Genomic DNA, 23,393 nt, shown 5'->3' on the forward strand with positions numbered 1-23,393 from the left:
TCAATTCGTTTTACCCCATGCCACCCTTCGCGGTGGCATGTTTTATGCATTGCCTCTAATTTAATTCTAATGGTGGCGCAAGCCGTCAATAAAAAGTAGGGGTTCAAAATGCGCAGTGCGAAACAGGCAATGTCTAGTCAGACAGTGGCTAGGCAGTCAGAATCTAGGCAGTCAGACTCTAGGCAAACAACACCCGGCTTGTACGAGTTAGCCGATGATGAAGTGCTGATATCACGCTCGGATCTGCAGGGCAGAATCACCTACGCCAACCAAACCTTTGTGGAGGTGAGTGGCTACACCCTGGAAGAGATCATGGGTGAACCCCATAGCCTGTTCCGCCATCCCAGTATGCCCAAAGCGGTTTTTCAGAACCTATGGACAACCATTGAAGCCGGAAAGACCTGGCAGGGGCTGATTAAGAATCGCCGCCAAACTGGTGAGGCGTATTGGATGCATACCACCGTCGCGCCGCTGCTCGATGGTGAGCGCGTGGCTGGCTATACCTCTATTCGGCGTAAAGCCACGGCTAGGGCGATTGCCCGAGCAGAGCGGGTATACGCTGCTATGCAACAGGGCAAAACACGCGGCTTCAAGCTCCATTATGGTGCAATACGTCCCACAGGCGTGCGCGGATGGGTAAAGCGTTTTAGTTTCAGTAGTATGCAGGCCAAATTAATGGGCATGGTACTGGCTTCTGTGGCCCTATTAGTGATCGCGGGGGCAGCGGGGGTGTATGGACTAACCAGTTCAGCTGAACGGCTACGCACTCTCAATCAAACCGGCCTCGCAGGTATCACCAATCTTCAGCAAATTGATCAGCGTGTTAGTCAAGCAATTCAGGCGCTAGAGCCTGCCGTGCGCAACCCGCGGCGTGCAGATATTGAAGTGCTGGACACACAATTAACCACTATGAGCGCTAACATTGAGCAGTCGTGGCAAGACTATAATGCGCAACGCGAAACGGGGAGTGTGCAGGATGGGCTAGCGGCACACCTCATTACCTTTACCGAAAGTGCCGATACTACCCTGACCGCTATCCAAGATGGCAACGGCTTTGCTGCGTTTGAAGCCTTTAATGACATTGTTCAACCCACCTCTGAAAGTATTAGTGCCACTATCAACGTATTGGTGGAACAGGAACGAGCCGCCGCGCAGATGCTGATGGAAAATGCTGAACAGCAACAACAGGTGTTGCTTTACGGCCAGTTAGGCGTCCTGCTGCTGGGTATTGTGTTGATGATCGGACTGAGCATGGCGGTCCTCAAATCGCTGATTAAATCGCTCAACGAGGCTCGCCGAGTGACGTTCCAGATTGCTGCGGGTAATCTGGCCAATCGGGTAACCTTAAAGCGTAATGATGAGTTGGGCGAGCTGCTGAGTTCGTTGGAAACAATGCGCGCTAGCTTGTCGGGGCTGATCACCGAGGTGGGTAATAAAGTCGAGGTGGTAACCCCTGCGTCTGAACATATCAAACAGCAGAATGAAGAGCTGGCGTCGCGCACCGAGCAACAGGCGTCCTCGCTGCAGCAAACCGCCTCTAGTATGGATCAAATGACCGCGACCGTGCAGCAAAACACTGAAAACGCCCGCCAAGCCAATCAACTGGCCATGCAAAATGCCACCACCAGCCGCGAAACCGGTGAGCGTATGCAGGCGCTAGTCGAACGCATGGAGCGCATTGCCGCCAGTGCCGATAAGATGACTGATATCATTAGCGTCATCGATGGCATCGCTTTTCAAACTAATATTCTGGCGCTGAATGCGTCGGTAGAAGCCGCCCGTGCTGGCGAGCAGGGGCGTGGCTTTGCCGTGGTGGCTAACGAAGTGCGCAACTTGGCCGGGCGCAGCGCCGATGCTGCGGGTGAAATTCGCCGCTTGATCAACACCTCCTCCCAGGAGATCAGCGGCGGCGCCCAGGCGGTGAGAGAGGCCGAAGCTGCCATTGAACAGGTCGTCACACAGGTAATGAAAGTCAGCGATATTATGGAAGAGATCAGCACTGCATCCGATGAACAGAGCAGCGGTATCGCGCAAATTAATACCGCCGTCGCGGAGATGGATCATGTCACTCAGCAGAACGCCTCCAAGATGCAGTCAATTTCCAGCGCCGCTCAAGACCTCACCCGCGAAGCCCTAAGCTTGGCCAATGTGATCGCTGCCTTCCGTTTAGAGGGCGCTGCCGAGGAGAGCAGCGAGACTGCCCGAGAGCGCTTGCTTAAACAAGCAGGGCTTGGCTCCACGCTTTCATCAGCGGCAACACCCGCATTAGCCCCACCGCAGAGCTCCTCGGCCCAGCGTACAGGCCAAGCCACGTCAGACGAAGAGGCGTGGGCAACCTTCTGATGAGCCGGCGCCATGGAGGGCGCTTTACTCGCTATCGGATCTCTATTTAGCCGCCAAATCCAGCTTCTATATCTAGCCTCTATATCTAGTCTCTGCGCAGTGCTCATGCCACAATCAGAAAACCTACAGATATTCTTTTCAGAATAAGCCTAGCCCGCAGCTTCGCGTGCTGTGGGCTAATAAAAAAATAGAGCCTAGCGATTTATTAGAGAGTAGAGGACACCATGCCAGAGTATCGCTCACGTACCACCACCGCTGGCCGCAATATGGCCGGTGCCCGCGCGCTGTGGCGCGCCACTGGTATGCAGGACGGCGACTTTCAAAAGCCGATTATTGCGGTAGCTAACTCGTTTACCCAGTTTGTGCCGGGCCATGTGCATTTAAAAGACATGGGCCAACTGGTGGCGCGGGAGATCGAGAAAGCCGGGGGCGTTGCCAAAGAGTTCAATACTATTGCGGTGGACGATGGTATCGCCATGGGCCACGATGGCATGCTCTATTCGCTGCCCAGCCGTGACCTGATCGCCGACAGCGTCGAATATATGTGCAACGCCCACTGTGCCGATGCGCTGGTATGTATTTCCAACTGCGACAAAATCACCCCAGGAATGCTGATGGCCGCTCTGCGCCTCAATATTCCGGTGATCTTCGTTTCCGGCGGCCCCATGGAAGCGGGTAAAACCAAGCTTCTCAACCACGGGCTGGATCTCGTCGATGCGATGGTAATGGCCGCCGACGATAGCGTAGACGATGCAACGCTTGCTGAAGTCGAGCGTAGTGCTTGCCCTACCTGTGGTAGTTGCTCGGGTATGTTTACCGCCAACTCAATGAACTGCTTAACCGAAGCACTGGGCCTGGCATTGCCCGGCAACGGCACCGTGCTGGCGACTCACTCAGACCGCCGCCGCCTATTTGAAACCGCTGGTCATCGCATTGTCGAGCTGGCTAAGCGTTACTACGAAGGTGATGAGGCGCACCTGCTGCCCCGTGCCATTGCCTCCAAGGCGGCGTTCAAAAACGCTATGACCCTGGATATCGCCATGGGTGGTTCGACAAACACCATTTTGCACTTCCTGGCGGCGGCCCAGGAAGCCGAGGTGGACTTCACAATGTCGGATATCGACCGCCTCTCTCGTGAAGTGCCCCAACTCTGCAAAGTGGCGCCCAATACCCAGAAGTACCATATCGAGGACGTCCACCGTGCAGGCGGCATTATGGCTATTCTGGGGGAGCTGGATCGTGCCGGTGTGCTGGATACCTCGGTGCCCACCGTGTATGGCGACAGCCTGAAAGCTGCACTGGATGAGTGGGATATCATGCGTTCCCCCAGTGCGGAGGTGATCGAATTCTTTAAAGCCGGCCCGGGCGGCGTGCCTACCCAAGTGGCGTTTTCCCAAAGTGCCCGCTGGCCAAGTCTGGATGGCGACCGCGCCACAGGCTGTATTCGCGATCTTGAGCACGCTTTCTCCCAGCAGGGTGGCTTAGCCGTGCTGTATGGCAATATCGCGCTGGATGGCTGTGTGGTCAAAACCGCCGGTGTCGACGACTCGATCCTGGTCTTTGAAGGTCCCGCCCATGTGGTGGAGTCCCAGGATCAGGCGGTTGCCGATGTGTTGGCGGATAAGGTCAAAGAGGGCGATGTAGTGGTGATTCGCTACGAAGGCCCGAAAGGCGGCCCCGGCATGCAGGAGATGCTCTACCCGACCTCCTATCTCAAGTCCAAAGGGTTAGGCAAGGCCTGCGCGCTGCTGACCGATGGGCGTTTTTCTGGCGGTACCTCCGGGCTCTCTATTGGTCATGTATCCCCTGAAGCAGCGGCGGGTGGCGCGATTGGATTGATCGAGCAGGGCGACCTGATCCGCATCGATATCCCCAACCGGGCGATTAACGTCAAACTGACCGATGCCGAGCTGGCGGCCCGCCGCGAAGTGATGGACGCCAAAGGCCCCGCCGCCTGGAAACCCACTGAGCAACGGCCCCGCAAGATCACGCCGGCGCTTAAAGCCTATGCGCTGTTGGCGACCTCTGCTGACAAAGGGGCTGTTCGGGATTTAAGCAAGCTCGACTGATATACGCAGCTAAAACATACAGCTGCAACATGCAATAAGCCCGAGTAAGGTATCAAATGAAGGCAATTATAAATGTTGGATTGATCGGCTACGGTTTCGCTAGCCAAACCTTCCATGCACCGCTGATCCAGGCCACGGAAGGCCTGGATTTGGTTGCAGTATCGTCAAGCGATGCCGCCAAGGTGCAGGCGTCACTACCCGGTGTTGAGGTAGAGGCTCAGGCATTAGCACTTTGCCAGCGCAGCGATATAGACCTAATCGTTATCCCCACGCCTAACGATACCCACTTTCCCCTCGCCAAAGCCGCGCTCTCCGCGGGCAAGCACGTAGTGATCGATAAACCCTTCACGGTGACCCTGTCAGAAGCAAAGCTGCTCAAAAAGTTGGCGGATAATAATGAGTGTTTGCTGTCGGTGTTTCATAACCGTCGCTGGGACAGCGATTTTCTGACCGTTAAGGCATTGCTAGAAGCAGGTACGTTAGGGCGTGTCGTCAACTTTGAGTCGCACTTTGACCGTTTTCGCCCGGAAGTGCGCGACCGCTGGCGGGAAAAAGCCAACTTAGGTGGCGGTATCTGGTATGACCTGGGACCGCATTTGTTGGACCAAGCCTGTGAGCTGTTTGGCATGCCCTACGCTATTCTGCTGGAATTGGCAGCGCGCCGAGATGACGCCCAGGCCGATGATGACTTCCTGGCGTTGCTCGATTACGAAAGCTTTCGCGTTACCTTGGCGGCAGGCACGCTGGTGGCCGAACCAACGCCGCGCTTTAGGATTAATGGTACCCAAGGCAGCTTCATAAAATATGGCTTAGACCCTCAAGAGGATCGCTTAAAATCAGGCGAAGTGCCCACATCCCAGTGGGGCGAAGATAGCCAGCATGGCACCCTGACGCTACGTGAAGGGGAGGGTGAAAACGCGCCACTAACGCGTCGTGAACTTCCAACCCTGGCGGGTGACTACCTTGCCTATTACCAAGGCATCGCCGCCGCTATCCGCGATAAGGAGCCACTCCCGGTAAGCGTAGACGATGCTCTACGCTCAATGGTTTTGCTGGAAGCAGGGCTGGATAGCCACCGCCAGCGGCGCTGGATCGCATTGAAAAATCACCTTTAGAGGCAGTCAATGGTATTGGTAGCTTCGCTCGCGATGACCTCGACCCACCTCGAGCGAAGCTACTTCCCACTAAGTTACTTCAAAGCAAATCCGTCTCACTATTGCGCTTATCTTCCCGCAGCCTATCCCTGGCGATATAGAGTGCGGCGATGGCGCGGGCTTCGTGAAAATCCTCGCGCAGTAGCAGGGCGGGCAGTTCCTCAATGGCGTGGGTTTCCACAATCAAAGGCTCGGGCTCATCTCCTGGTAGGCGCTTGGGGTACAGGTCGGTGGCGAGGAGTACCTGCATACGGTGACGCATATAGTTCGGCGCCAACGAAAGCTCGACCAGCGGTTCAATGCTGTGAGCGCCAACGCCACACTCCTCCATTAACTCGCGGTTAGCCGCGGTAATGATATCTTCCCCGGGGTCGACCAATCCCTTTGGCAGAGTAAGAACGTAATCTTCAAACCCAGCGGCGTATTCACGTATCAGCAATACATGGTCGGGGTCGGGCATCGCCACCATCATCACCGCACCACGATCAGCGCCGGTTAAACGCTCAAATTGGCGCTCTTCTCCGTTTGAAAAACGCAAATCAAGCGACTCAATCTGGAATAAACGGCTCTGTGCCACGCTCTTGCGAGCCAAAATTTGCGGCTTTTGCTGGTAGCCCGAGCGCTTAGCACTGTCACCTTCAGTGTCATTGAAGGTGTCGTGCGTTGAGGGGGGCGTAGACATAAAAGTGGGCCTCCATGGCTGGAAAAAGGCGGTTAAGCTACAATAGCACGCTTACTCCTAACGTGACTGGAGCGGCAATGATTGATTGGCGCGAGATAGACACCGTCCTCTTGGATATGGACGGCACTCTGCTGGATTTACACTTCGACAGCCACTTTTGGCTCGACCATCTGCCGCGGCGCTACCGTGAACTGCACCAACTGGATGAAGCCTCCCAGGAAGCGCTGCGCGCGCGCATTATCGGTGAACAGGGCACTTTAAACTGGTACAGCCTGGCGTACTGGAGCCGTGAACTGGGCGTGGATATCGTCGCTCTGAAGCGCGAAGTTCAGCACTTGATAGGCCTGCGTAGCGACGCCCTGGATTTCCTTAAATGGCTAAAACAGGCCCATCCGAGGGTCGTGCTCGCCACTAATGCCGATCGTGCGAGTCTTGCTCTGAAGCTGCCGCTCACCGGCTTGGAAAGCTATCTAGATGCGATCGTCTCTTCCGAGGATGTGGGGGCCGCCAAAGAGGAACAGGCGTTTTGGTTTGCGCTACAAGAGATCGAAGCCTTTGATCCCGCGCGCACGCTGTTTATCGATGATAACGCCCGCGTGCTCGAGAGCGCTCGTGAGTTTGGCATTAAGCATTTGCTGGGCATTAAACAGCCCGACAGCCAGCGACCTGAAAAAGAGCTGCAAGAATTTATTGCTCTTGATCGCTTTGCCCACTTGCTACCCGAACAGCTTTCTGAACAGGTGTCAGAAACCCAAGGAGTGCCTAAATGAGCGAGAGCGTACGCTTGGATAAATGGCTGTGGGCCGCACGTTTTTTTAAAACCCGCGCACTGGCCAAGAAAGCCATCGAGGGAGGGAAAGTGAATTACGACGGCGGTCGCGCTAAAACCAGCAAGCAGGTGGAAATCGGTGCGCTTATTCGTGTGCCTCAGGGCTGGGAGATATTAGAGGTAGAGGTCTTATCGCTTTCGGATCAACGCCGCGGGGCACCAGAAGCGCGCACACTCTATGCGGAAACCGAAGAGAGCGTGCAGCGTCGTGCTAAAGAGGCCGAAGCAAGGCGCCTCACTAACGAGGCGATGCAGCATCCGCTCAAACGCCCTGACAAAAAGCAGCGCCGCGATATCCAGCGCTTCCAGCGCCACCAGGGCGATTAACTCCTTACCGTTAAACTAGCCTCCATTACACCCTCATCGTCCTTAAATAATCGCTGCACTTAAATAGTAGGTTGCCAAATTATGTCCGATCAAATTCAACGCTTTATGTTCGATCACACCAATGTCCGCGGCGAGATCGTCACCCTGGCGGGCGCCTACCACGAAGTGTTGGATCGCCACGCCTATCCACCAGCGGTGAATGAGCTGCTGGGCGAGCTGTTAGCCGCCGTGGCGCTGCTAACTGATACCGTGAAATTAGATGGCACCTTGAGTATCGAAGTGCGCGGACGCGGCGTGTTGTCGTTGTTAATGGCTGAATCCAACCCCGGTGGCGAACTGCGTGCGATTGCCCGTATAGCAGAAGACGCCGCACTGCCCAGCGAACACGCCAGCTTCCGCGAACTGGTGGGCGAAGGGCAGATCGTGATAACCCTTGATCCTCGTGAAGGTCACCGCTATCAAGGCATTGTGGCGCTGGATCAAGAGTCCCTGGGCGGCTGTTTGGAGGCCTATTTCAGCCAATCCGAGCAGTTGCCAACCCGCCTCTGGCTGGCCGCCGATGAGAAGCGCGCGGGCGGGTTACTGCTGCAGCGGCTGCCGGAAGAGTCACAAAACCAGGATGTGGATGCCTGGGATCGCAGCGTACAGCTTGCCGACACGATCAAAACAGAAGAACTGCTCGGCCTTGAGCAGCGCGAAGTCCTGCATCGTCTCTACCACGAAGAGACCGTGCGCGTTTTTGAACCCAAAGCGCTGCGCTTTGGGTGCACCTGCTCCCGGGAGCGTATGAGCTACGCGTTACACTCTCTGGGCAAGGAGGAACTGCGCGATATTTTGCACGAGCAGGGGGCTATCGATACCCAATGCCACTTTTGCCACACGAAATATCACTACACAGCAGCGGATATTGAAACTTTGTTGGACGACCCCGAAGCGCCATCGCCCACGATTCACTAAGTATGTAGTCGAAAGTGTGAGCAAGGATGTTTTCCAGTAGTGCTAGGAGCGCCAGTGGATTCAATGAACTTGGCGTTTCGTGCAAACGGCTGTTTGAATATTTACTGCGCTGCAACACAAAATGTAGTGCCTTTGTAGTAGTTTAACTACAAGATATTTGATCTTCGCCCCCGTTTCCTGGGGGCTTTCTTTTTGCCATAATGCGCCCAACTTAAGCGCGCCCAGCCGGTTTTACTGTGGTTGGGATGAACATCAAGGCGTCGGTGACGCCCGGTAAATCGAGAGAAGCCCAGGAATCGACATGACCACGACTCAAGCCGCTCCCCAATCCCACGTTAATCTCAGCAGCGCCGAATTAGTCGAGCGCGCCGTGGCACGTGGCGAAGGCCGCCTCTCAGCCAACGGTGCCTTGGTAGTCAATACCGGCCTGCGTACCGGCCGCTCACCGAAAGACCGCTATATCGTTGACGAACCCTCCACTAGCAGCCAAATCGATTGGGGTAGCGTTAACCAGCCCTTCGATGACGACAAATTCAATGCCCTGTGGGATCGAGTGAATGATCACCTGATCAGCCAAGAGCATTTTGTCTCTGAACTGCACGTGGGCAGTGATTCCACTCACTATCTGCCGGTGCGAGTCACTACGGAAACAGCTTGGCAAAACCTATTTGGCCGTACCATGTTTGTACGCCCGCTGGCCTACAATCAAGCGATCAAAGACGAGTGGACGATTCTTAACGCCGCAAGCTTTGAGTGCGACCCTTCTCGCGATGGTACAAACTCTGATGGTTGTGTGATCATCAACTTCGCCGAGAAAAAAGTGCTTATCGCGGGCATGCGCTACGCCGGGGAAATGAAAAAAGCCATGTTCTCGGTTCAGAACTTCCTGCTGCCGGCTGCTGACGTACTGCCCATGCACTGCTCGGCGAATGTCGGTGAAGATGGTGAAACCTGTCTCTTCTTTGGCCTCTCCGGTACCGGTAAAACAACGCTCTCGGCTGACCCGGCGCGCTTCTTGATCGGTGACGACGAGCACGCTTGGGGCGACGGCATTGTCTTCAATATGGAAGGCGGCTGCTACGCTAAATGTATCGATCTTTCCGAGAAGAACGAGCCGGTCATCTGGAACGCCATCAAGTTTGGCACCGTACTGGAAAACGTGGTGCTGGACGACCGCCGTGAGCCTGACTACGCCGACGATAGCTTGACCCAGAACTCCCGCGCCGCTTACCCGCTAGAGCACGTTGAGAAGCGCGTAGCGGAGAATCTGGCTGGCGAGCCGAATGCCATCGTGTTCCTGACCTGCGATATGTCCGGCGTACTGCCCCCAGTATCCATTCTTTCCAAAGAAGCCGCGGCGTATCACTTCTTATCCGGCTACACCGCTAAAGTGGGCTCTACTGAAATGGGCTCCTCGGAAGGCTTGGCCGCTACATTCTCGACCTGCTTTGGCGCACCGTTTTTCCCGCGTCCTGCCCGTGAGTACGCAGACCTGCTGATCAAACGTGTCGATAAGCAGGATGCCCAGGTTTACTTGGTCAATACCGGCTGGACCGGCGGCGCTTACGGCGAGGGCGGCGCACGTTTCTCCATTCCGACCACTCGGGCCATCATTAGCGCGATTCAGTCAGGCGTGCTGCGCGACATCGAGACCAAGCACATCGATGGCCTCAATCTGCAAGTGCCGCTTGCCGTTCCGGGCGTCGACTCCAGCCTGCTCGACCCGCGTGAAAACTGGCAAGACCGTGAGGCCTATGATCGTCACCTCAAAGATTTGGCGACTAAATTCGTCGATAACTTCAAAAAATTCGAAGGCGTCAACGAAGCGATCATCAAGGCGGGTCCTCAGCTAGGCTAAGGCTCAATTGAGCTAGGCTTATAAAAATAAGTGTATAGAATGGGGCAGCGCTACGGCACTGCCCCATTTTTATTGACGGCGTTTTTTGGCTAGCGCTGGTGTGCAGTTGAAAAAGCTAAGGAGCCTAACGTGAATTTCTGGACGCATAAAAAGCTCGCCAGCATTCATAATCTACACGATGTTGAGCGGCTGGCGCGGCGCAAGCTGCCCAGGCCCATTTTTGGCTATATAGACCATGTCGCCGAGGATGGGCGAACCCAGCGCGCAAATTTATCCGCGTTCGACGAGTACCTCTTTTTGCCCAAGGCGTTTGTTAATGTTTCGCAGATAGATCTGCACACCGAGCTCTATGGCAAACGCTATGCCGTTCCGTTCGGCATCGCCCCTATGGGGATCAGCGCGCTCTCGACTTACCAGGGGGACTTAGTGCTGGCGCGGGCAGCGGCGAGGCGCAACCTGCCAATGATCATGAGTGGTTCATCGCTGGTACCTATGGAAGAGGTGGCCAAGGTGGAGGGCGCCGACTGGTTCCAGGCGTATCTACCGGGAACGCCAGAAGGTATCGAAGCGCTACTGGCGCGCATTCAGCGGGCCGGTTTCAAAAAACTCGTCGTCACGCTCGACTACCCGGTACCCCCCAATCCCGATAATTTTCGTCGTTCTGGGTTTACATCGCCGCTGGAGCCAAGCCTGCGACTCGCCTTCGATGGCTTGCTGCGCCCAGGCTGGCTGTGCAATACCTTCCTGCGCACCTTGTGGAACCACGGCATGCCGCATTTTGAAAATAACCATGCCGAGCGAGGGGCGCCTGTTATATCCCGCCAAGCAGCACGGGATTTTTCGGGGCGGCGCCATTTTGACTGGGGCTATCTCGATCTTGTGCGGCGCCTATGGCCCGATACATTGATCGTTAAAGGGGTGCTCAACCCTGATGATGCGGTACGTGCTCAGCAGGCGGGAGTAGATGGCATTATTCTTTCTAACCACGGCGCTCGTCAGTTGGACTGCACCATCTCGCCCCTCCAGGTGCTGCCCGAGATCAAGCGTCGTGTGAGTGATATTCCCATTATGATCGACAGCGGCTTCCGGCGTGGCACCGACGTTATCAAGGCGCTGGCGCTGGGGGCTGATTTTGTCTTTGTGGGGCGCCCCTTCAACTACGCCGCCGCCGTAGCGGGGCAAGCCGGGGTAGAGCATGTTGCCGATCTCTTGCAGCGTGAAATTGAGCGCAACATGGCGCTGCTCGGGCTGACTAGCCTCGCTCAGCTAGACCGTTCTTGCCTTTACCAAGCAACAGCCGGTGAAGAGCCTCGCTCTATTGCAACCTAAACCCTTCAACAATATGCTCGGCTAAGCTATCGATAATCGGTGATTGGGTGGAGGGGGTGCGCTGCAAAACGATTGATGCCTCAGGCAAGGCGGGAAAGCCCTCCTTTTCACCCAATATCTGCATGTCGGCGGTGACTAAGCTGCGCATCCAAGCAGACACTGCCAACCCCGCACCCACAACCGCCTGTAACGTCGCCAAGCTGGGGCTGCTATAAGCGACTCGATAAGCCCGGCCTGCCCGGTCTAATGCATTGCAGGCATGACGACGACAAAAGCAGGGCGCTTCAAACAAGGCGAGGGGTACCGGCGTCTGTAAATGGGCGCTGTGACTCTCTGCCGAGACCCATACGGTGCTTTCCCGCCTCAAAATGGTGCCGATCTCATCGCCAATTTCCCGCGTCATAATGATCAGGTCCAGGCTCCCTTGCGGCTGCTGGGAGAGCACCGAAGAGGGGGCGCAGTGCACATCGACATCCACCAGCGGCCAAGTCTGTGAAAAGGTTTTAAGAATACCGGGTAGGAAACGCATCACATAGTCATCTGGTACGCCCAGGCGTACCCGGCCCACCATATCAGGCTGACGCAAAAGCGTTAGCGCCTCACCCTGTAGCGATAGAATTTTGCGCGCATAGCCCAGCAGCGTATGGCCTTCGCTGGTCAATTGCAGTGGCTTACTTTGGCGCACAAATAGTGGACGTTGAATGACGTCCTCTTCCAGTCGTTTAATTTGCATACTCACAGCGGACTGCGTGCGGTTCACCGTCTGTGCCGCACGAGTGAAGCCTCCTTGGTCAACAATGGCGACAAAGGTACGCAAAAGCTCATGATCAATAGTAGGTAGTGTCGCCATGGGTATCAGTCTTATTGATGTTGTATATAAAGATTATTCGTTGGCTTGATTGTAGACGCTGTTCAATACTTCCTTCAACGCCTATTTGATATGCCGTTTTGAGCGGCAATAAGGAGGTTGAAATGGAGAGCTCAGTCATCCGTCACCAAAACGCACAGCGCCAGCAGGCGGAGCAGCGTGCAAACACAGTCACCTGGCGGGAAAGGCTCTATCGCTGGCGGCAGCTGCGTCGCGAACGCTATGCGTTGCGCCACTTGAGCGACGATATGTTGAAAGATATCGGCGTTAGCCGTGAAGCCGTTCGGCGCGAATCGCACCGGCCTTTTTGGGATGACCGAGGCTGGCGCCGCTAGCAAGCAATCTCGGGTCTATTCTCAAGGCCATGCCAGCCGTGGCGCGTTTGTGATACCTTGTTGGCACTAAAAAATGCTGCATGAGTTAGTTGCAATTTATGGATGTCAATCAGCGTATTATTTCCCGCCTGGCCACTGAGCTTGGTGTGCGTTCCGAGCAAGTATCCGCCACGGTGGAGCTGCTGGATGGCGGCGCTACCGTGCCGTTTATTGCCCGTTACCGTAAAGAAGTCACTGGCGCGCTGGACGATATCCAGCTGCGCCAGCTTGATGAGCGCCTGCGTTATTTGCGCGAACTGGAAGAACGTCGCGTCGCAGTGCTGGCCGCCATTGATGAGCAGGGCAAGCTGGACGGCCTGCTGAAAGCCAGCATTGAGGCCGCAGAGACTAAGCAGCGGCTGGAAGATTTATACCTGCCGTTTAAGAAAAAGCGCCGCACCAAAGCGCAGATTGCTCGTGAAGCAGGGCTAGAGCCGTTAGCGGATGCGCTGCTTGCCGACCCAACGCTTAGCCCAGAAAGAGAAGCAGAAAACTATTTACGCCCAGCAGAAGGCGATATTCCCGCCATCGAAGACGCCAAGGCCGCTCTGGATGGCGCCAAGCAGATCTTGATGGAGCGCTTCGCTGAAGACCCCGAGTTAATTGGTCAACTGCGTGAACGGCTGTGGCAAGAGGGCGAACTCAGCGCCCGTGTGCTGGAAGGTAAACAGCAGGAGGGCGCCAAGTTTTCCGACTATTTCGAGCACGATGAGAAACTCGCCAAAGCGCCGTCACACCGTGCCTTAGCAATGTTCAGGGCGCGCAACGAAGGCGTGTTAAGTCTTTCAATTCGCCTGCCCGGCGAAGAGGAAGCCCCCATTCACCCCGCCCAGCTGGCAATTGCCAAGCAGTTTGGCATCAGCGACCAGGGCCGTGCGGCGGATAAGTGGTTGGCCGAAGTGGTGCGCTGGACCTGGCGCGTGAAGCTTTACACCGCTCTTGAGACCGAGCTGCTGGGCCGGCTACGCGAACAGGCTGAACTGACGGCGATTGAGGTGTTTGCGGCCAACCTGAAAGACCTGCTGCTGGCGGCACCGGCGGGGCAGAAAGTCACCCTTGCTATCGACCCCGGCCAGCGCACCGGCTGTAAAGTCGCGGTGATCGATGCTACCGGGCAGTTTGTCGATCACACCGCTATTTACCCCCACGCGCCACAAAACCGCTGGGATGAGTCATTGGCTGTGCTTGCCAAGCTAGTCAAACAGCACGGCGTTGAGCTAATTGCAGTTGGCAACGGCACCGCCAGCCGCGAAACCGATAAGTTGGTTGGCGAGCTACTTAAAGCGCTGGCGCCAGCGCATCGATTAAGCAAAGTGATGGTGTCGGAAGCGGGCGCCTCGGTCTATTCCGCTTCTGAGTACGCCTCACGGGAAATGCCGGATCTCGACGTCACGGTCCGCGGCGCGGTCTCTATTGGCCGCCGCTTACAAGACCCGCTGGCCGAACTGGTTAAAATCGAACCCAAGTCGATTGGCGTGGGCCAGTACCAGCACGACGTCTCCCAAGTGCAGCTGTCGCGCAGCCTGGAAGTGGTGATAGAGGACTGTGTTAACGCCGTGGGCGTCGACCTCAATACCGCCTCCAGCGCACTGCTTTCTCGGGTAGCCGGGCTGAGTGCTGCGCTGGCCGAAAATATCGTTGCCCAGCGCAATGTCAAAGGCGCCTTCAAAAGCCGTAAAGAGCTTTTAGAAGTCAGCCGTTTAGGCGCCAAAACCTTCGAGCAGTGCGCGGGTTTCCTGCGTATTCACAATGCCGACAACCCCTTGGATGCCAGTGCCGTTCACCCAGAGGCCTACCCATTGGTAGAGCGTATCGCCAAGCAGAGCGGTCGTGAAGTGCGCGGCTTGATTGGCGATAGCACTGCGCTGAAAGCCTTAAAGCCCGCCGACTTTGCCGATGAGCGCTTTGGCGTGCCCACCGTCAGCGATATCCTCAAAGAGCTGGATAAGCCTGGCCGCGACCCGCGTCCCGAATTTAAAGCCGCTGAGTTCCGCGAAGGGGTCGAAACACTAAACGATCTCAAGCTCGGCATGGTACTCGAAGGTACCGTAACTAATGTCACGCACTTCGGCGCTTTTGTGGATATCGGCGTCCATCAGGATGGCTTGGTGCATATCTCGGCGCTATCTGATCGCTTTATCGACGACCCGCGCAGCGTGGTGAAGGCGGGGGATATTGTCAGCGTCAAAGTGATGAGTGTCGATATTCCCCGCAAGCGGGTAGGGCTATCGATGCGGCTGGATGACCAGCCGGAGGCTGATAGCGGTGCTGAGATGAACAGTGGCTCGCCTACAAATCAGCATAATTCGACCCGCAAGCCGTCCCGAGGCCAGCGTAACAGCGCTAAGCCAACTGATGCGCCAGAGCCCATGGGCGCGTTGGGCGCTGCGTTGCTAAAAGCACGCGGTGGCAAATAGTCGCGTGCCTTGAAAGCGAACGTGTCTTGAAATAAGCATGGTTGCCGCCATATCCTGTTTTCTATTTTTGAAATAGCGACGATGGCGATGCCACCTGACTACACCAAGGCCCGCTCACAGCGGGCTTTACTGACAAGGAGTGTTCACCTTGCCTGAACCACTCACTGTGCCATCCGCGCTGACCGCGCAAGTCGAGCGCCTGATCCCCAGTGCGCGCCTTGGTCGGTTGGGCCGCCTGCGCCGTGGCCTTGAAAAAGAGGGGCTACGGGTTGATGCCAATGGCCACATTGCGCAAACGCCGCACCCGCACGCGCTGGGCTCTAAACTGACGCACCCACATATCACCACCGACTACTCAGAGTCGCTGTTAGAGTACATCACGCCGGTTTACTCCGATCCTGGTGAAGCGCTGTGCTTTTTATCCGACCTGCATACCTTTACCTATCATCACCTGCAAGACGAATGGATCTGGCCCGGCAGCATGCCCTCTAGGCTATCCGGCAACGACAGTGTGCCGATTGCCGATTATGGCAGCTCCAATGTGGGGATCATGAAGCATGTTTACCGCAAAGGGTTGGACATGCGTTATGGCCGCATTATGCAGGCGATTGCAGGCGTTCATTACAACGTATCCCTGCCCGATGATATGTGGCACGCCCTGCGCGAGTTAGAAAAAGCCACCAATATTCCCTTCAACGATTACCGCTCCACCCGCTATTTCGGCATGATCCGCCACTTCCGCCGCCATAGCTGGTTACTGCTGTACTTGTTTGGTGCTTCACCGGCGATTGATAAGAGCTTTTTGCCCGAGGGTAAAGTGCCCGAAAAGCTTCAGTCACTCAGCGACGATACTTACTTTGCTCCTTATGCGACGACCCTGCGGATGTCCGACCTGGGCTATCAAAACAAAGTACAGTCGCAGCTTAAAATCTGTTTTAACTCGCTCTCTAACTACGTTAATACCCTGCGTCACGCCATCTCTTCACCGTGGCCCGACTATGAAAAAATGGGCGTTAACGTGGATGGAGAGTGGCGCCAACTGAACGCTAATATTCTCCAGATCGAAAACGAGTACTACAGCGACATTCGCCCCAAACGGGTCGCCAAGCATAACGAAACGCCCAGCCAAGCGCTTGAAGCCCGGGGTGTGGAGTACATCGAAGTTCGCTGTTTGGATTTAAACCCCTTCGACCCCCTTGGTGTCACTGAAGAACAGATGCGCTTTGTGGATACCTTTTTGATGTGGTGCCTGCTCAGCGACAGCCCGTGGATCTCTGACGAAGAGTGTGACCGCTTAGACGACAACCGCCGCTGGGTGGTAGAGCGCGGTCGTGATCCAGAGCTCACGTTATTCAACCATGGTGAAACCACGTCGGTGCGTGAATGGGGCGAGCAAATTTTTGCCGAGATGGAAGAAGTCGCCCGCCTGCTAGATGCCGTCGAAGAGGGGAACCCGCATGCTGACGCCCTGGCAAGCCTCGCGCCACGCCTAGCGGATCCTTCGCTAACCCCGTCTGCACAGGTGCTCGAACGGCTAAAAGCGAACGGTGGATCACTTAGCGATCTGATGCTCAGCTTGGCCAAAGAGCAGGCGGAGCAATTAAAAGCCGAGCCTATGCAGCGTAGCCGCGAAGCACTGTTAGCCCAGTTGATAGAGACCTCGCACCAACAGCAGCACGATATTGAAGCCGCTGACAAAGAGACCTTTGAGGAGTTCTTAGAGGTTTACTTCACCAAAGCACGTGAGTCACGCGCCCTATCGGCGCTGCCATCCGAGGTTCATCAATGATTCAGTACTCCTTTCGCTCGGTTGCCCTGGTCGGTTTAGCCTTCTGCGTTTTAATGATGGCGGTAGCCCTGGGGCTAGAGCATATCGGCGGTTATGAACCCTGCCCGCTGTGTATTTTTCAGCGCGTAGCGGTGATCTCTGCTGGCATTGTGTTCGCTATTGCTGCTATCCACAGCCCTGCTGGGCGAGTGGGTAAAGTCATTTACGGACTGCTGTCGCTGGCCGCAGTGGGCACCGGCGCCTTTATCGCCGGTCGTCACGTTTGGCTGCAAGGCTTACCTGCCGATGAAGTACCTTCCTGTGGCCCCGGGCTTGATTACATGATGGATATTCTCCCCATGCAGGATGTGGTGGCCATGGTGTTAACCGGATCAGGCGAGTGCGCTAATATCGATTTCTCCCTCCTTGGCCTCTCACTACCCGCTTGGACGCTGATCGGTTTCGCTATCTTGGCGCTTGCTCCGCTGCGTATGCTCTGGTTAGCAATACGCAAGCAGTCGCTTTAAAGGAATGTGGCGTGCTTTATCAACACTTTGCGACCCAAGAAGAGATCGACCGTGCCTACGACCCAATGCTCGGTCGAGATCCCATGGTGTTGGTAAAGGCGTGGCGTCAGCGCAGTGAAGGGTCACGGGCGCGCCACCGTGCCAATCACAAAGTAAGTCTTGATTTGCCTTATGGCCCAACGCTTGCCGAGCGCATGGATATCTTTCATGCCGATACGCCTAACGCACCGATGCATGTGTTTTTCCACGGCGGGTACTGGCGCTCGCTAAGCCATCGTGAATTTAGCTTTATCGTTGATGACTTGGTGAAAGCCGGTATTACCGTTGCAGTGGTCAACTACGCGCTCTGCCCACAGGTGCACTTTAGTGAGATTGTGCGGCAGAGCCAAGCCGCAGTGGCCTACGTTTATCGCCATGCCGCTGAATTAGGTGTTGATCCTGGGCAGCTGAGTATTTCTGGGCATTCGGCAGGCGGGCATCTATGCGCGATGCTAATGTCGACGGACTGGGAAGACACTTTCGGTTTACCCAACCAACTGATTCGCGGCGCGCTGTGTATCAGTGGTCTTTACGATCTTCGGCCTTTTCCCTGGTCGTGGCTGCAACCCAAGCTCCAGCTTAGCGGGCGCGATGTGCAGGAGTTCAGCCCCTTATGGCTGCCGTGCCGAGTGCCTGCGCCGGTGAAACTGGTAGCAGGGGGCCTGGAGTCTGAGGAGTTCGAACGGCAGATGAGTCGCTATGCTGAGCATTTGACCGGGCATTTAAAAGAGTCTGGCCAGAATGTGACCCAGCAGCTTCTTCCCGATGCAGATCATTTCTCGATTCTTGAGCACTATCTTAATGATGGCTGCTTTGTTGAATGGATTGAGGCGTTTCACGCCTAACCCCCTAAACGCCCAGATAGCGGTCTCTAATAGTGTGATCCAGCGCGTCTGGCTTACCCTCCCACACGCTGCGGCCCTTCTCCAAGATAGTGCAACGGTCAGCGATAGGCAGGATTTCGCTTAACGACTTATCCACCAGTAGCGTTGCCTGACCTTGCTCTTTGAACAGGCGAATCGCTCGCCATATCTCCTGACGGATAACCGGTGCCAAGCCTTCGGTGGCTTCATCCAGTACCAGCAGACGAGGATTGGTCATTAGTGCACGACCAATGGCCAGCATCTGCTGCTCACCACCGGAGAGGGTGTTAGCCATTTGCGCGTGGCGCTCCGCTAAGCGCGGGAATAGCGTTTCTACTTTTTGCAGTGTCCACTCCCCCGAGCGTGCCGTCACCAGCAGGTTTTCACGCACCGACAAGTTGGGAAAGCAGCGGCGGCCCTCGGGTACCAAGCCCAACCCCGCTTTAGCGATCCGATAAGCAGGCAGTCGGCGCAGGTTGTGGGATTCAAACTCAATGCGGCCCCGGCTGGCCGGGGTAAGGCCAAATATCGAGCGAATGGTGGTGGTTTTGCCCATGCCGTTACGTCCCATTAGGGCGACCAACTCTCCGGTGTTGACGTCAAGGTTGACACCAAATAGCGCCTGGGAGGGGCCATAAAAGGTTTCAATATCGGTCACTTTAAGCATCTGAATCCCCCAGATAGACTTCGCGAACGCGCGGATCCTGCTTGATCGCGTGACTATCGCCATGGGCGATAACGCTACCGGATACCAGCACTGAAATACGATCGGCGAGACGAAACACCGCTTCCATGTCGTGCTCAATGAGTAGAATGGGCACTTCCCGTTTTAGCGCTTCAAGTAGCTCGGTCAGTTTTGCCGAGCCCTCCGGGCCCAAGCCTGCCATGGGTTCGTCCAGCAGCAGGGCGCTGGGCTTAAGTGCCAGGGCGCAGGCTACTTCTACCTGACGGCGCTCGCCGTGAGAAAGCTCACACACAGGTGTCCAGGCGCGGTGGCTAAGCTGCATACGCTCTAGCGCCTGATAAGCAGGCTCAAGCAGGTGCTGGTCGTGGGCGACGGGCTTCCAGAAGCGAAAGCTGTGACTCTGCAGCGCTTGAATCCCCATCATCACATTGCGCATTACCGACAGCGGCTCGGCCAATGAGGAGACCTGAAAGCTGCGTCCCAACCCTAACCGCGCCCGCTGGGCGATACTCATGCCGGTGATCTCCTGGCCTGCTAAGTAAACACTCCCTTTATCAGGGCGTATATTGCCGGCGATTTGGCCGATCAGGGTCGACTTTCCCGCGCCGTTGGGGCCAATCAGGGCATGAATTTCCCCTTGCCGAAGATCCATTGAGACATCGTTGGTCGCCTGAAGTGCGCCAAAGTGCTTATGCAGGTTTTGCAGTGAAAGGACGCTCTCACTCATGGCGTTCCCTCCCGGCGAGCCACCCCAGCACACCGTGCTTGGCAAACAGCACCACCCCAAGCAACACTAACCCCAGGAAAAGCTGCCAGTACTCGGTGATGCCACCTAGCAGTGTCTCCATCATCACAAACAGCACCGCGCCGGCCAGGGGGCCATATAGCCGCCCGACGCCGCCTAAAATGACGATCACCATGAGTTCACCAGAGAAGTGCCAACTGAGCGTTGCGGGGCTAACAAAACCATTCAAATCAGCATAGAGCGCGCCTGCCAGCCCGGTAATTGCTGCCGAAATAACAAACGTTACTAGGCGAATAGGGTAGGGGTTGATCCCCGCTGTCGCCAAGCGTACATCGTTGAGCCGCGCCATGGTCAAGGCGGCACCAAAACGCGATTTCATCAGTCGTGAGGTGATGGCCATCGCCAACACAAGCCCCGTGAAGCAGATTAGAAAATAAGTAAGCGCATTACTGCTATCGATTAGCGGTAGCGTGTTGCGAATATAAATGGGCAGGCCATCCTGACCACCATAAGTCGGCCAGGAGTTGGCAAAGTAGTAAATCATCTGCGCGAAGGCGAGGGTTATCATAATAAAATAGACCCCCGTAGTGCGTAGTGAAATAGCGCCAATGGCCAGCGCCAGCAGCGCACACAGCAGGACAGAGACCAGCCAGACCACTGGCATGCTATCGCTGCCCGGCACGGTAAACGGCCAGCTCATAAACGGTGTTAAATTGAAGGCGTGGAAGGCGCTAATGCCTGCCACGTAGCCGCCCAGACCAAAATAGGCGGCGTGGCCAAAACTCACCATACCGCCATAGCCAATTGCTAAATTAAGGCCAACGGCCGCCATGGCAATAATGGTGATACGCGAGGCCAAATTGACGTAATAAATTTGGCCTGATAGGTAAGCCGCCACTGGTAGCAGTAACAGCAGCCCGAGTAGGGCAATCTGAACCAGGCCTTTACGGTCAAAGTGGCTATCCGCCTTAGTGGTGGAATGCGAAGCGCCATTAGACAGGGAAGCGCCATTAGACGTGGAGGTGTTATTAGTCATGAGCAGAGAACAGCCCTTTAGGCTTAAACGCAAGGATGATGGCCATAAGGATATAGATCAGCATCGCGGCCAGCGCTGAACCGACCCCGGTTGCCTCAGAAGGCGGCATGAACGCTTGGAAAAAGATGGGTAAGTAGACCCTGCCCAAGGTATCGACAATCCCCACCAGTAGCGCACCCAGCAGAGCGCCTTTAATCGAGCCAATACCGCCAATCACGATGACGACAAAGGCCAGAATCAGCACCGGCTCCCCCATACCCACCTGCACCGATTGCAGCGCCCCCACTAAAGCCCCAGCTAAGCCGGCAAGTCCTGCACCTAAGGCAAACACCAACGTATAGAGTTTTGAAATATTGACCCCCAGTGCCCCAATCATTTCGCGGTCGCTTTCTCCTGCCCGAATGCGCATGCCTAACCGCGTTCGCGAGATAAGCAGGTAGAGGGCAATCGAAATAGCGATACCCACGCCAATCAGCACCAGTCGGTAGATAGGGTAGCGGGTATCTCCCGGCAGAGTAACAAACCCGGTTAGCCAAGAGGGTGGGCTCAGCCATAAAGGTGATGAGCCGAAGATCCAGCGTGTACCTTCTGAAAAAATTAAAATAAGCGCAAAAGTGGCCAGAACCTGGTCAAGGTGAGGGCGGTGATAAAGCCGGCGTATCACTAGTAGTTCCACTAATGCGCCTACCAGGGCCGCCGCCGCTATACCAGCGCCCAATCCCAGCAAAAAAGAGCCTGTCGAAGCCGTCACGGTCGCCGTGGCGTAGGCTCCCACCATATAAAAGGAGCCATGGGCAAGATTGATCAGCCCCATGACCCCAAACACCAGCGTAAGGCCGCTGGCCATCAGAAACAGCATCGTACCCAGCTGCACGCCGTTAAGTAATTGCTCAATCAGCAGAGTAACCGACACGGTAGGTATCCTTAGCGCAGTAAGAGAATAAAGGCTGGGTGAATACACCCAGCCGGGGCGAGCTTACATCTGGCACTGCTCAAAGTAGATGTCTTGAATATCCTCAACAGCGATACCCATCAGGCGATTGGTGGGCTCACCATCGTCGCCTTCTACGACTTCACGCACGTAGATATCCTGGATGGGGTGCTGGTTGGGGCCAAAACGGAACTCGCCGCGCACGCTGTCAAAGTCGGCGGCCCGCAGCGCTTCGCGAAAGGCGTCCTTGTCATCAGGATGAGCGGTTTCAAGTGCACTAAGGATCAAGTTAGCGGTGTCGTAACCTTGCGCCGCGTATAGCGTTGGCATGCGGTCATAGGTGGCCTGGAAGCTCTCAACAAAGCGTTCGTTGGCTTCGTTTTCCAGGTCGTATGCCCATAGCGAGGTATTGCGTGCGCCAATTGCTGCACTGCCTACGGCTTTGATAAGAATTTCATCGAAGGAGAAGGCGGCGCCAAAGATCGGCATATCAACCCCGGAACTCTCCCACTGCTTCATAAACGAAATACCCATACCACCGGGCAAGAAGAAGAACAGGCTGTCGGCATCGCTATCGCGAATCTGGGCAATTTCAGCGGCGTAATCGGTCTGGCCCATTTGGGTGTAAAGCTCGCCGACCACTTCGCCTTCATAAAGGTGTTTGAAACCTGCTAAGGCGTCGGTGCCGGCGGGGTAGTTGGGCGCCATAATGATCGGACGCTCATACCCCTCTTTACGCATATAAGCACCCATCGCACCATGTAGGTTGTCGTTCTGGTAAGCCACATTGAAGTAGTTCTCGTGGCACATCCTTCCGGCTAAATCGGAAGGCCCTGCATTGGGCGAGAGATAGAAGGTCCCCTGACGCACCACTGACGGTACGACAGCCATCGCCAGGTTCGACCAGATAATCCCGGTCAGAATATCGACCTTATCTCGCTGCATAAACTCATTAGACAAGCTGCGAGCCAGATCTGGCCGTCTAGCGTCATCCTGGATCAGAACTTCCACATCGTCCCGGCCCGACTGCTCGAGCGCCAGCATAAAGCCATCGCGAACGTCGACACCCAAATGCGAACCGCCTCCAGAAAGGGTGGTGATCATGCCAATTTTGACGTCATCGGCGTGAGCGGTGACCAGGCTTGATGAGAGCAGTAGGCCAAGACCCAAGCGCGTTATCTGTTTCATGGTATGTTCCTTGTTTTAATTAACCCTTGCCGCATTTCCTGACGTACTTCATCTTGCTGAAATCTATCGTTTAGAACAACAAAAGCTGCGACTATTGTGTCGCTGTTAGGTTAGAGCACGCCATGTTATAGCCTATCCAGAGAGCGGTGTCGTCTTAAGCTAAATCTATGCGTGTTTTCTATATGGCATACCCTGCCTGCGGCTGTGCTCGCAATGGTGGCCGGAAGATGAGAGCATCAATAGACGCAGGAATATGGCAAGGCCAGCCGCTTGAAAACGCTGGTCATCAGCCATAGAAGAAAGCGTTATGGGCAGTGAACTTTTAGTACCAAGGAAACCGTACTTGCTGGGATTGACAGAGGTAGTTGGAGGCGCGACTCTAAGCCTGTTCGTTATTCTAAGCG

At 55.6% G+C, this 23,393-nt stretch carries 20 protein-coding genes; 13 read left to right on the top strand and 7 right to left on the bottom strand.

Going from position 1 to position 23,393, the window contains the following annotated elements:
* The first annotated feature begins 108 nt into the window (after positions 1-108).
* From QEN58_RS06275 to QEN58_RS06285, 3 genes are all read left to right on the top strand, one after another.
* Positions 109-2,343, top strand: coding sequence for a methyl-accepting chemotaxis protein (locus tag QEN58_RS06275; protein WP_280106275.1), 2,235 nt, complete (start codon positions 109-111; stop codon positions 2,341-2,343).
* 224 nt (positions 2,344-2,567) lie between these two features.
* Entirely contained in the window at positions 2,568-4,412 is a 1,845-nt protein-coding gene (gene ilvD, locus QEN58_RS06280) for a dihydroxy-acid dehydratase (RefSeq protein ID WP_280106276.1), read from the top strand.
* A gap of 56 nt (positions 4,413-4,468) precedes the next feature.
* Positions 4,469-5,527, top strand: a complete 1,059-nt coding sequence (locus QEN58_RS06285; protein WP_280106277.1) for an oxidoreductase — start codon at positions 4,469-4,471, stop codon at positions 5,525-5,527.
* A gap of 79 nt (positions 5,528-5,606) precedes the next feature.
* Here the strand turns inward: QEN58_RS06285 and nudE are convergent, their stop codons facing one another.
* On the bottom strand, positions 5,607-6,248 hold the full coding sequence (gene nudE / locus QEN58_RS06290; protein WP_280106278.1) for an ADP compounds hydrolase NudE: 642 nt from the start codon (positions 6,246-6,248) through the stop codon (positions 5,607-5,609).
* A 77-nt stretch (positions 6,249-6,325) separates the two neighbouring features.
* Between nudE and yrfG the strand changes: the two genes are divergently transcribed.
* From yrfG to QEN58_RS06315, 5 genes are all read left to right on the top strand, one after another.
* Complete coding sequence (gene yrfG, locus QEN58_RS06295) at positions 6,326-7,018, top strand: GMP/IMP nucleotidase (protein ID WP_280106279.1); 693 nt, start codon at positions 6,326-6,328, stop codon at positions 7,016-7,018.
* Positions 7,015-7,404, top strand: coding sequence for an RNA-binding S4 domain-containing protein (locus QEN58_RS06300; RefSeq protein WP_280106280.1), 390 nt, complete (start codon positions 7,015-7,017; stop codon positions 7,402-7,404). Before yrfG ends, QEN58_RS06300 begins: the two co-directional genes overlap by 4 nt.
* An 81-nt stretch (positions 7,405-7,485) precedes the next feature.
* Positions 7,486-8,361: an Hsp33 family molecular chaperone HslO gene (hslO, locus tag QEN58_RS06305; RefSeq protein WP_280106281.1), complete on the top strand. Its 876-nt coding sequence runs from the start codon at positions 7,486-7,488 to the stop codon at positions 8,359-8,361.
* A gap of 301 nt (positions 8,362-8,662) precedes the next feature.
* A complete protein-coding gene (locus tag QEN58_RS06310; RefSeq protein WP_280106282.1) occupies positions 8,663-10,219 on the top strand; it encodes a phosphoenolpyruvate carboxykinase in 1,557 nt (518 codons plus the stop codon).
* A gap of 129 nt (positions 10,220-10,348) precedes the next feature.
* Positions 10,349-11,548 (top strand): alpha-hydroxy acid oxidase, encoded by a 1,200-nt coding sequence (locus tag QEN58_RS06315; RefSeq protein ID WP_280106283.1) that lies wholly within the window; start codon positions 10,349-10,351, stop codon positions 11,546-11,548.
* On the opposite strand, the gene QEN58_RS06320 is transcribed toward QEN58_RS06315, so the two are convergent.
* Complete coding sequence (locus tag QEN58_RS06320) at positions 11,535-12,398, bottom strand: LysR substrate-binding domain-containing protein (protein ID WP_280106284.1); 864 nt, start codon at positions 12,396-12,398, stop codon at positions 11,535-11,537. The two genes, QEN58_RS06315 and QEN58_RS06320, sit on opposite strands and share 14 nt — an antisense overlap.
* A gap of 122 nt (positions 12,399-12,520) precedes the next feature.
* Here QEN58_RS06320 and QEN58_RS06325 point away from each other — a divergent pair, with 122 nt between their 5' ends.
* From QEN58_RS06325 to QEN58_RS06345, 5 genes are all read left to right on the top strand, one after another.
* On the top strand, positions 12,521-12,751 hold the full coding sequence (locus QEN58_RS06325; protein ID WP_280106285.1) for a DUF1127 domain-containing protein: 231 nt from the start codon (positions 12,521-12,523) through the stop codon (positions 12,749-12,751).
* Between the two features lie 98 nt (positions 12,752-12,849).
* A complete protein-coding gene (locus tag QEN58_RS06330; protein ID WP_280106286.1) occupies positions 12,850-15,207 on the top strand; it encodes a Tex family protein in 2,358 nt (785 codons plus the stop codon).
* A 148-nt stretch (positions 15,208-15,355) separates the two neighbouring features.
* Positions 15,356-16,996 carry a glutamate--cysteine ligase gene (gene gshA / locus QEN58_RS06335; RefSeq protein ID WP_280106287.1) on the top strand — a complete coding sequence of 547 codons (1,641 nt, stop codon included), beginning with the start codon at positions 15,356-15,358 and terminating at the stop codon, positions 16,994-16,996.
* Positions 16,993-17,502, top strand: coding sequence for a disulfide bond formation protein B (locus tag QEN58_RS06340; RefSeq protein WP_280106288.1), 510 nt, complete (start codon positions 16,993-16,995; stop codon positions 17,500-17,502). The genes gshA and QEN58_RS06340 overlap by 4 nt, the downstream gene beginning before the upstream one ends.
* A gap of 11 nt (positions 17,503-17,513) precedes the next feature.
* Positions 17,514-18,386: an alpha/beta hydrolase gene (locus QEN58_RS06345; protein WP_280106289.1), complete on the top strand. Its 873-nt coding sequence runs from the start codon at positions 17,514-17,516 to the stop codon at positions 18,384-18,386.
* A gap of 4 nt (positions 18,387-18,390) precedes the next feature.
* Here the strand turns inward: QEN58_RS06345 and QEN58_RS06350 are convergent, their stop codons facing one another.
* The 5 genes from QEN58_RS06350 to QEN58_RS06370 form a co-directional block, all read right to left on the bottom strand.
* Complete coding sequence (locus QEN58_RS06350) at positions 18,391-19,071, bottom strand: ABC transporter ATP-binding protein (RefSeq protein WP_280106290.1); 681 nt, start codon at positions 19,069-19,071, stop codon at positions 18,391-18,393.
* Positions 19,064-19,816 (bottom strand): ABC transporter ATP-binding protein, encoded by a 753-nt coding sequence (locus QEN58_RS06355; RefSeq protein WP_280106291.1) that lies wholly within the window; start codon positions 19,814-19,816, stop codon positions 19,064-19,066. Before QEN58_RS06355 ends, QEN58_RS06350 begins: the two co-directional genes overlap by 8 nt.
* Positions 19,809-20,870, bottom strand: coding sequence for a branched-chain amino acid ABC transporter permease (locus QEN58_RS06360; RefSeq protein ID WP_280106292.1), 1,062 nt, complete (start codon positions 20,868-20,870; stop codon positions 19,809-19,811). The genes QEN58_RS06355 and QEN58_RS06360 overlap by 8 nt, the downstream gene beginning before the upstream one ends.
* Positions 20,863-21,783 carry a branched-chain amino acid ABC transporter permease gene (locus tag QEN58_RS06365; RefSeq protein WP_280106293.1) on the bottom strand — a complete coding sequence of 307 codons (921 nt, stop codon included), beginning with the start codon at positions 21,781-21,783 and terminating at the stop codon, positions 20,863-20,865. Before QEN58_RS06365 ends, QEN58_RS06360 begins: the two co-directional genes overlap by 8 nt.
* 63 nt (positions 21,784-21,846) lie before the next feature.
* Positions 21,847-22,989 carry an ABC transporter substrate-binding protein gene (locus tag QEN58_RS06370; protein WP_280106294.1) on the bottom strand — a complete coding sequence of 381 codons (1,143 nt, stop codon included), beginning with the start codon at positions 22,987-22,989 and terminating at the stop codon, positions 21,847-21,849.
* Between the last annotated feature and the right edge of the window lie 404 nt (positions 22,990-23,393).

This window comes from Halomonas alkaliantarctica (genome assembly GCF_029854215.1).
In the GTDB taxonomy this organism is placed as follows: domain Bacteria; phylum Pseudomonadota; class Gammaproteobacteria; order Pseudomonadales; family Halomonadaceae; genus Vreelandella; species Vreelandella alkaliantarctica_A.